The sequence below is a fragment of the Phenylobacterium sp. genome, assembly GCF_036563285.1.
GTDB lineage: Bacteria > Pseudomonadota > Alphaproteobacteria > Caulobacterales > Caulobacteraceae > Phenylobacterium.
In genome coordinates this window covers 1-8,944 of the sequence record NZ_DATCMR010000007.1, presented here as the reverse complement: position 1 = coordinate 8,944, position 8,944 = coordinate 1, and the positions used below count along the sequence as shown (strand labels likewise).

Below are 8,944 nucleotides of genomic sequence, written 5' to 3'. Positions count from 1 at the left end.
CCCGGCGACAACGCCGAGCTGACCATCGAGCTGATCACGCCGATCGCCATGGACCAGGGCCTGCGCTTCGCCATCCGCGAAGGCGGCCGCACGGTGGGCTCCGGCGTGGTGTCGAAGATCCTGAAGTAGGCCTGCAAGGGTCCACTCGAGCTGAGACGAGAGGCCGTCGGGGAAACCCGGCGGCCTTTCTCTTTGGCGGTTACGCCTTCTGTTACATCGGTGTCATGACCGCGAATTAAGCTGCCCCGGCGCACAGGCAGGCCTAGCCTCTCTCCAACAGGACTGGGGAAAAGGCCATGCGTCTTCAAATGCTTCTTCTGGCGGCCGGCGCGGCGCTGACGGCGGGGGCGGCGCAGGCGGCTTCCGTGGAGATCCGCGACGCGGTCGCCCGGGTCACCGTGGTCCCGGAAAACCGCAGCGACGTCCGCGTGGAGGTGGTCTCGCCGCACGCGCAGCTCCCAATCCAGGTGCGCACCGAAGGCTCGCGCACCATCGTCGACGGCGGGCTGCGCAAGCGGATCCGCGACTGCGACCGCGACCAGGACAAGGGCCGGGTCCGCGTCCAGGACGTCGGCGATGTGCGGTGGGACGAGGTCCCCAGGATCGTCATCCGCACGCCGCGGGACGTGGCCGTGAGCGCCAACGGGGCGGTGGCCGGCGAGATCGGCCGCTCCGGCAGCCTTCAGCTCTCCAACTCCGGGTGCAGCCACTGGACCGTGGCCGACGTGGCGGGCGCCGCGACGATCCGTGAATCCGGTGCGGGCTCGGTGCGGATGGGCGCGGCCGACTGGCTGGTGGTTCACCTGTCGGGCGCAGGCTCAGTGCGCGCCGGGCGTGTGCGGCAGGGGATGGACGCGCATCTCTCCGGAGCCGGCGGGGTGAACGTGCAGGAGTTCTCCGGCCCGATGGACGCCAGCGTCTCAGGGGTGGGCAAGGTGAAGGTGGCCAGCGGCCGCGCGACCCTGCTGCGCGCCAACGTCTCGGGCGTGGGCGGGGTGGACTTCGACGGCGTCGCCGACAGCCTCGACGCCTCGATCTCGGGCCTGGGCGGCGTGCGCGTGAAGTCGGTCACCGGCGACGTCCGCAAGTCGGTCTCCGGCATCGGCCGGGTGAGCATCGGCGACCGCTAGGGGCTGCTCGGCCGGCCGTTTGCGCGGCCAAGGTCGTCCGTGCTCTGATGCCCCTGAAGGGGGATCAAGGTGGCGGATTCGGCGACGATCGGGCCGGCCGGCGAACCGGTCGTGCGCAGGGTGGAGCCCTGGGACTGGGCCGACCTGCGGCCATTCCAACGCACTGAAAGGGCCCGGGAGGACCGCAGCGACGATGGCCGCTGCTTTTGGCTCTCGGACGCCCAGGTCAACCTTGCGGGTCCGGAGAACGTCTATCTGACGCGGACGATCGTGGAGGTGGTTGGGCCGGACGGGCTGCAGGACACCGCCCAGATCAACCTCGACTTTGATCCGAGCTACGAGACGCTCGTCTACCACTACGTGCGTGTCATCCGCGGGGACGCGGTCCGGGAGGTCGATCCGATTCCCCTGCTGAGCGTGTTCCGGCGGGAGCGCGACCTGGAGCGCGCCCGCTACGATGGGCGGCTGACCGCCCACCTCGTGATCCCGGACGTTCGGGTGGGCGACGTGGTGGACTACGCCTGCTCGGTGATCGGCGCCCAGCCGGTGTTCCGCGGCCGCTTCGCCGCGGAATGGGGATTCACCTGGGCGTGCTGGGTCGGTGAGACCCGCGTGCGCCTGTTGACGCGCCCGGAGCGCAAGCTCCGCATGCAGTCCTGGAACCACGCCCCCGAGGCTGAGGTCCGCACCATGCCCAGCGGGCTGGTCGAGCACACCTGGCGTGCGCTCGCCACCCCAGCGATCCCGGCCGAGCCGGACGAGCCGAACTGGCAGCGGCGAAACGCCCGCGTCCGGGTCTCCGATCCGCTCGCCTGGAGCGAGGTGGCCGACATCTTCCGCGGCCATTTCGCGGCCGAGCCGCTGCCCGACGACCTCCAAGCAGAGCTGAACGAGATGAGCTCACAGGCGGCAGGTCTTGCGGACCTGGCCGTGAAGCTGCTCCGGCTAGTGCAGAGCGGACTGCGCTACCAGGCCGTGTCGATGGGCGAGGGCGGGTACGTGCCGCGGCCGGTGGCGCAGATCTGGAGCGCTCGCTGCGGCGACTGCAAGGACGCATCCCGGCTGCTCGCCGCCCTGTTGAACCACGCCGGGTTCGACGCCGTCCCGGCGCTGGTCAACACCTTCCGGGGATGGGTGCTGGATGACGAGGATCCGAGCACGATCGCCTTTGACCATTGCATCGTGCGCCTGCGCCTGGAGGGCGCCAGCTACTGGCTCGATCCGACCAGCTACCCGCAGGGTGGCCGGCTCGACCGGCTCTACAAGGTCCATCTCGGCTGGGCTCTGCCGCTGGAGGCGGACGCCGAGCTGGAATGGATGGGCGACGACCCGGTGGTGGAGAGCTGGCAGGTCGACGAGACGTACGAGCTGGGGCCTGAGCCCGGGTCGCCCGCCACGCTCGAAGTCACGACGGTGTACGGCGCCTGGCGGGCGGACGCGATGCGGCGGAGCCTTGCCAATGACGCGGCCGGCGTGGTGCGCAACTACATCGACTACTACAGCCGGTACTTCGGCGAGGTCAGCGAGCTCGAGCCGATGTGCGTTTCGGACGACCTAGATGAGAACCGGCTCGAGACCGTCGAACGCTACCGCCTCAGCCGGCCGTACGAGCCGCACCCCGACAACCGCGATCTTCTCGAGTTCAACCTCCTGGACAGCTTCTTCAGCGAACAACTGACGACGCCGCGGACCGCGGCGCGGCGGATGATGATCGACGTAGGGCTGCCGCGGGCTGGGGTCTGGATCTCCAAGGTGGTGCTGCCGCACGAGGTGCAGGTTGCGGCCTGGGACCGAGTCTTTGAGATGCCGGGGCTGCGAGGATCGTCCAAGCACGAGGGCGGGGGGCGGACCATCAAATTGATCAGAGGGCTCTCGGTAGAGCGCCGGTTCATCCCGGCGGAGGAGGCGCAGACGTTCTTCGACCTGAGGGACGCGGCGCTCCGCTCCCAGGGGGTGACCGTCACCCTCGAAACCCGCAACGGCCGCTTCCTGACGGCGAAGCAGACTAAGGACCGGCCCCAGGTCCATTGGGCATGGTTCATCTGGATCGGCGTGTGGATCCTTTACATGGCCTACCGTGCCCTCAGCGCAGCGAGTGCTCCGTAGGTCCGTCCCGGCGCCGAGCAAAAACAACAGCTTAACTGTAGCGGGAAATTTGACGTAACGGCGGAATTCGCCGTTGCCGGGCCCGATTCCCGGGCGCACAGTTCCGCTGTCCGAACCGGACAAGACGGGTGCGTAAGGGAAGACTCAGACGATGCGCGTGATATTCGCAAGTACGACGGCCGTGGTCCTGGCGATGGCGCTGGCGGGCTGCGGCGAGAATGCGACGAGCGCCGCCCAGGCCGCGGGCGGCGAGGCGCAAGGCCAGGGCGTGGCGGCGGTCGGCTGCCCGGCGCAGCCCAAGGCTGGCTGCGTGACCATCGCGGCCGGCGGCAAGACCTACGACATCACCGACGCCGGCGTGGACATGTCCAAGGGCGTGGGCGTCTCCGTGACCGGCCAGGCCAAGGGCGAAGTCGGCGCCTGCGGGCCGAAGCTCGCCGAGGTGAAGGTGGACTACCTCGCCCTGCAGTGCGCGGCCCCGGCGCCGCCCGCCGCCGCCGCCGGCTGACCCGCCGGTCCTAGTCCAGGTTTTCGGTCTCGCCGGCGTCGGCCTGGTTCGGCTCCGGCGCGCCCTTCTGCGGCTCGCCGGTGACCGGATCGGTCATGGTCTTGGCGTTGCGGCTGGACCCTTCGGAGCCCTTCGGCTCGTAGGCGGTGCGGGGCGGATCGCCGGGCTTCTGCTCGTCGTCGCGGTTCCAGTGAATGCGGTCGCTGTGCGCCATCGCGGCGTCCTTTTCAGATGCGTCGTTCAGCCCACTCGAACGGCCTGGGAGGCGCTTCGATCCCGCCTTGCCCGGTAGGGCGCCCCCTGCTAAACGACGCGGCTCCGGCGATGAGCCGAGCGCGCCGGAAGGCTGACCGCTTCCCGGCGCGCTCTTCATTGTTCGGGGGCCAGGCCTTTCAGGCCTGCGGCGAAGGAGTGTAGCTCAGCTGGTAGAGCATCGGTCTCCAAAACCGAGGGCCGGGGGTTCGAGTCCCTCCACTCCTGCCACCCTATATAACGAGTAGACGAGAACCCGGGCGCGCCGGAATGGCGAGCCCATCAGAGAGTTTAAGACGCCGCCATGGCCAAGAAACCGGGCTCCAACCCGTCAGCGATGAGGCACCGCGCCGCCAAGACGGCTGCGGCCATGGCCTCGCCCGCGGCGGTCGCTCAGGCCCAGCCGAAGAAACGCACCAGCATCCCGCAGTTCGCCAAGGAGGTCCGCGCCGAAGCACGCAAGATCACCTGGACGAGCCGCAAGGAGACCTGGATCACCTCGGTGATGGTGGCCATCATGGTCCTGCTCGCCGCGCTGTTCTTCGCCTTCGTCGACTGGGGCCTCGGGTCCGCGATCCGGCTGATCCTGCGTCTGGCGAGCGGGGGCTAAGAGGGAAGATGTCCGAACAACCCGCCCAACAATCCAATCCGCGCCACAAGTGGTACATCGTCCACGCCTACTCGAACTTCGAGAAGAAGGTGGCCGAGAGCATCCGTGAGCAGGCCAAGACCCAGGGGCTCGAGGAGAACTTCTCCGACATCCTGGTGCCCACCGAAGACGTGGTGGAGATCCGCCGCGGCCGGAAGGTCAATTCCGAGCGCAAGTTCTTCCCGGGCTACGTCCTGGTGAAGATGGAGCTCACCGACGAGGCCTACCACCTCATCAAGAACACCCCGAAGGTGACCGGCTTCCTGGGCTCCGGGTCAAAGCCGATGCCGGTGTCCGAGAAGGAAGTGGCGCGCATCATCGGCGCCATCGAGGAGGGCGTGGAGCGGCCGAAGCCGACGATCCAGTTCGAGATCGGCGAGCAGGTGCGGGTCACCGACGGTCCGTTCGCGAGCTTCAATGGCTCGGTGGAGCAGGTCGACGAGGAACGCGCCCGCCTGCGGGTGACGGTCTCCATCTTCGGCCGCGCGACCCCGGTCGAGCTGGAATACAATCAGGTCGAGAAGACCAGCTGACCTTCGGCCGCGGTTGCCGCGGCCTCGCGCAACTGGTAATGCCGCGCGCTTCGCGCGAAGCGCGGATTTCAAATCCGTGGGAGGGGCTGCCCGCACCACGGCCACATAGGCGGCTTAGCTAGCCGCCGCATTGGAGACAGCAATGGCCAAGAAGATCTTGGGCTATATCAAGCTGCAGGTGCCTGCGGGCTCCGCGACGCCTTCGCCGCCCATCGGGCCGGCGCTGGGCCAGCGCGGCGTCAACATCATGGGCTTCTGCAAGGAGTTCAACGCCCGCACCGAGAAGGAACAGAAGGGCACGCCCCTGCCGACGGTGATCACCGTCTACCAGGACAAGAGCTTCACCTTCGTCACCAAGACGCCCCCGGCGACCTACTACATCAAGCAGGCCGCGGGCATTAAGTCCGGCGCCAACAAGACCGGCCGCGAGACCGTCGGCAAGATCACCCGCACCCAGCTGCGCGACATCGCCGAGAAGAAGATGAAGGACCTGAACGCCAACGACGTCGAGGCCGCAGCCCGCATCATCGAGGGCTCCGCCCGCTCGATGGGCCTTCAGATCGTGGAGCGCTAGGTCATGGCGAAGCAACCCAAGCGCATGCAGAAGTGGACGGGCGACCGCGAGGCCACCCATCCCGTCGCCGACGCGGTCAAGCTGGTGAAGGCCAACGCCAACGCCAAGTTCGACGAGACCGTCGAGATCGCCGTCAACCTGGGCGTCGACCCGCGTCACGCCGACCAGCAGGTCCGCGGCGTGGTCGCCCTGCCGTCGGGCACCGGCCGTGACGTCCGCGTCGCGGTCATCGCCAAGGACGCCAAGGCCGCCGAAGCCACCGCCGCCGGGGCCGACATCGTCGGCGCCGAGGACCTGGTGGAGCGGATCCAGGGCGGCTTCATGGAGTTCGACCGGGTGATCGCCACCCCCGACATGATGGCCCTGGTGGGTCGCCTGGGTAAGGTGCTGGGCCCGCGCGGCCTGATGCCGAACCCGCGAGTCGGCACCGTGACGCCCAACGTCGGCCAGGCCGTGAAGGACGCCAAGGGCGGCTCGATCGAGTTCCGCACCGAGAAGACCGGCATCATCCACGCCGGCATCGGCAAGGCCTCGTTCACCGAGGACGCCCTGCTCGCCAACGTGAAGGCCATGGTCGACGCGCTGAACCGCGCCAAGCCGTCCGGCGCCAAGGGCACCTACATCAAGAAGATCAGCCTCTCGTCCACGATGGGGCCGGGCTTCAAGATCGACGCGGGCTCGCTCGGCGCCTAAGCCCGGCGGCAGCCTGAGGACATCAGAAGGCGCGGGGGGATCCTCCCGCGCCTTTTTGTTGAGAGGTCGGCTTGCTTCGTGTAAGAGCCCGCCTCTTCAAAGTTTTCGCCGTCCGCAAGGCGGCGAGGGCAGGGCGCAGGATAGCGCGCCCTGATCCTGTCCGAGAACAGCGGGGATCCGGGGCCACCGGAGCCTTAATCAGAGGGAGAGCCTCCCTCCGCCGCCGGGAGACGGGAAGATGGAGTTCCGCGACGGCGCATGAGCCGTGCGCGAGGCTGCGGCTTCTCTTTCTCGACAGGTTGGACTGACCGGCGCGGGCAATCTCGTGCGCGCCGAACCTGAGTAGGAGACCGCAATGGACCGCGCTCAAAAGCAGGAAGCGATCGAGACGCTCAAGGGCGTCTTCTCGTCTTCCGGCGCCGTGGTCGTGACCCACTACCTGGGTCTGACCGTTGCGGAAATGACCGATCTGCGGGGCCGTCTGCGTGAGCAGGGCGCCCAGCTGAAGGTGGTGAAGAACACCCTGGCCCAGAAGGCTCTGGGCGATCAGGCCGGCGACGGGGTCACGACCCTGTTCAAGGGCCCTGTCGCCATCGCCTTCGCGCCGGACCCCGTCTCCGCCGCCAAGGTCGCCACCCAGTACGCCAAGGACAACGACAAGTTCTCCGTCGTCGGCGGCCTCATGGGTGAACAGGTGCTGGACAAGGCCTCGGTGACGGCTCTCGCGAGCCTGCCGTCGCTCGACCAGCTCCGCGGCAAGCTCATCGGCCTGATCCAGGCTCCGGCGACCCGTATCGCCGGCATCCTGCAAGCTCCGGCCGGCCAGCTGGCGCGCGTCATGAACGCGTACGCGACCAAAGACGCCGCCTGATCGTCATCTTCCCGACAACCCTGACTTAAAAGGACCTAGCCAAATGGCCGATCTGCAAAAGCTGGTGGACGACCTGTCCGCCCTGACCGTTCTGGAAGCCGCCGAGCTCTCCAAGCTCCTCGAAGAAAAGTGGGGCGTCTCCGCCGCGGCTCCGGTCGCCGTGGCCGCCGCTCCGGGCGCTGGTGGTGGTGCGGCTCCGGCCGAAGCCGCCGAAGAGCAAACCGAGTTCACCGTCGTGCTGACCGGCGGCGGCGACAAGAAGATCAACGTCATCAAGGAAGTCCGGGCCGTGCGTCCGGACCTCGGCCTGAAGGAAGCCAAGGACCTCGTCGAAGGCGCTCCTCAGAACGTGAAGGAAAACGTCTCCAAGCAAGAAGCCGAAGAGATCAAGAAGCGCCTGGAAGACGCCGGCGCCTCGGTGCAGGTGAAGTAAGCCAGCACGTCTCAAGGCATCTGCCGACAGACTGCGAAGGGCCGGGGGGCGACCTCCGGCCCTTTTCGTTCGCCGATTGCTGCACCACGGGCAGGCGGGCTGCAATTATTCCGCCTGGTTCACCTTTGGGACCGCTGGATGGGACCGAGCACCCGGAGTACCTGGCGCATTATGCTCGCGCTGCATGGCGGCCATTCAAGGGCCGGGCGGCGCTCACCGCGGCGTGAGAAACATACATATGTTGTGGTTCGGCATGTGTCGGACACTCGACCTTGCGGTAGCGCCGGATTTTTTTCGTGAACCCTGGATGAACGGGTGGGAACATCCGCAGCGGGTCCCTGGTTAGGGGGCTGCGCGACCAGCGTAGACTATCGGAAGCTAGCAAACGGACCCGGGAGAGCCCGGGTCCACCCCAAAGAGGCGGCGTCGGGATCTCCACCCGGCGCCGCCGTCTTTTTGTTGCGCAAAGGGGCTTTCCTTCCGGCCCCAAACAGCCTATCTGGGCTCCTTCGCGAAATCTCCGATTCCAGCAACGCGTTTTCGCGCGTGTTGTCCCGAGGCATGGCCCGCCGCCCTCCGGCCTTGCGAAGGGACGCCCCCGACGACACCAGGGGGCATTCCAGCGTCCCGTCTCCTTCCGGAGGCGCCGAGGGTGGACGCAGGATGACATTCAAGACGCCGGGAGTCCGTCCCGCCGCGTCCTCAAGGGAAACAAATGGCGCAGTCCTTCACCGGCAAGAAGCGGATCCGTCACTCGTTCGGCCGCATCCCTGAAGCCGTGCAGATGCCGAACCTGATCGAGGTTCAGCGCTCCTCCTACGAGCAGTTCCTGCAGCGCGAGACGCGGTCCGCAGACCGCCGCGACGAGGGGCTGGAGGCGGTCTTCAAGTCCGTCTTCCCGATCAAGGACTTCAACGAGCGCGCCGTGCTCGAGTACGTCTCCTACGAGTTCGAGGAGCCGAAGTACGACGTCGAGGAATGCGTCCAGCGCGACATGACCTATGCCGCGCCGCTGAAGGTGAAGCTGCGCCTGATCGTCTTCGAAACGGACGAGGAGACCGGCGCCCGCTCCGTGAAGGACATCAAGGAGCAGGACGTCTACATGGGCGACATCCCGCTCATGACGGAGAAGGGCACCTTCATCGTCAACGGGACCCAGCGCGTCATCGTCTCCCAGATGCACCGCTCGCCGGGC

At 67.5% G+C, this 8,944-nt stretch carries 10 protein-coding genes, 1 tRNA gene and 2 pseudogenes; 12 read left to right on the top strand and 1 reads right to left on the bottom strand.

Annotated features, from left to right (window positions below; all coding sequences use genetic code 11):
- The 4 genes and pseudogenes from tuf to VIL76_RS08345 form a co-directional block, all read left to right on the top strand.
- Nucleotides 1-129, top strand: a pseudogene (gene tuf, locus VIL76_RS08360) (elongation factor Tu); the annotation flags it as partial.
- Between the two features lie 167 nt (nucleotides 130-296).
- The gene (locus tag VIL76_RS08355; protein ID WP_332044561.1) at nucleotides 297-1,130 is read left to right on the top strand and encodes a hypothetical protein; all 834 of its coding nucleotides are present in this window, start codon (nucleotides 297-299) and stop codon (nucleotides 1,128-1,130) included.
- A gap of 69 nt (nucleotides 1,131-1,199) precedes the next feature.
- Nucleotides 1,200-3,236, top strand: coding sequence for a DUF3857 domain-containing protein (locus tag VIL76_RS08350; RefSeq protein ID WP_332044560.1), 2,037 nt, complete (start codon nucleotides 1,200-1,202; stop codon nucleotides 3,234-3,236).
- A gap of 151 nt (nucleotides 3,237-3,387) precedes the next feature.
- On the top strand, nucleotides 3,388-3,744 hold the full coding sequence (locus VIL76_RS08345; protein WP_332044559.1) for a hypothetical protein: 357 nt from the start codon (nucleotides 3,388-3,390) through the stop codon (nucleotides 3,742-3,744).
- Between the two features lie 10 nt (nucleotides 3,745-3,754).
- Here VIL76_RS08345 and VIL76_RS08340 read toward each other — a convergent pair whose 3' ends face one another.
- Nucleotides 3,755-3,958, bottom strand: coding sequence for a hypothetical protein (locus tag VIL76_RS08340; protein ID WP_332044558.1), 204 nt, complete (start codon nucleotides 3,956-3,958; stop codon nucleotides 3,755-3,757).
- 193 nt (nucleotides 3,959-4,151) lie between these two features.
- Between VIL76_RS08340 and VIL76_RS08335 the strand changes: the two genes are divergently transcribed.
- The 8 genes and pseudogenes from VIL76_RS08335 to VIL76_RS08300 all read left to right on the top strand — a co-directional run.
- Nucleotides 4,152-4,227, top strand: a tRNA-Trp gene (locus tag VIL76_RS08335).
- Nucleotides 4,228-4,300: 73 nt separating this feature from the next.
- Nucleotides 4,301-4,606, top strand: a complete 306-nt coding sequence (gene secE, locus VIL76_RS08330; RefSeq protein ID WP_332044557.1) for a preprotein translocase subunit SecE — start codon at nucleotides 4,301-4,303, stop codon at nucleotides 4,604-4,606.
- Nucleotides 4,607-4,614: 8 nt separating this feature from the next.
- Nucleotides 4,615-5,178, top strand: coding sequence for a transcription termination/antitermination protein NusG (gene nusG, locus VIL76_RS08325; RefSeq protein WP_332044556.1), 564 nt, complete (start codon nucleotides 4,615-4,617; stop codon nucleotides 5,176-5,178).
- Between the two features lie 142 nt (nucleotides 5,179-5,320).
- Nucleotides 5,321-5,752, top strand: a complete 432-nt coding sequence (gene rplK / locus VIL76_RS08320; protein ID WP_332044555.1) for a 50S ribosomal protein L11 — start codon at nucleotides 5,321-5,323, stop codon at nucleotides 5,750-5,752.
- A 3-nt stretch (nucleotides 5,753-5,755) separates the two neighbouring features.
- Nucleotides 5,756-6,445 (top strand): 50S ribosomal protein L1, encoded by a 690-nt coding sequence (rplA, locus tag VIL76_RS08315; RefSeq protein ID WP_332044554.1) that lies wholly within the window; start codon nucleotides 5,756-5,758, stop codon nucleotides 6,443-6,445.
- Nucleotides 6,446-6,800: 355 nt separating this feature from the next.
- Nucleotides 6,801-7,316 carry a 50S ribosomal protein L10 gene (gene rplJ, locus VIL76_RS08310; RefSeq protein WP_332044553.1) on the top strand — a complete coding sequence of 172 codons (516 nt, stop codon included), beginning with the start codon at nucleotides 6,801-6,803 and terminating at the stop codon, nucleotides 7,314-7,316.
- 43 nt (nucleotides 7,317-7,359) lie between these two features.
- Nucleotides 7,360-7,749, top strand: a complete 390-nt coding sequence (gene rplL, locus VIL76_RS08305; RefSeq protein ID WP_332044552.1) for a 50S ribosomal protein L7/L12 — start codon at nucleotides 7,360-7,362, stop codon at nucleotides 7,747-7,749.
- 715 nt (nucleotides 7,750-8,464) lie between these two features.
- Nucleotides 8,465-8,944: pseudogene (locus tag VIL76_RS08300) on the top strand (DNA-directed RNA polymerase subunit beta); the annotation flags it as partial.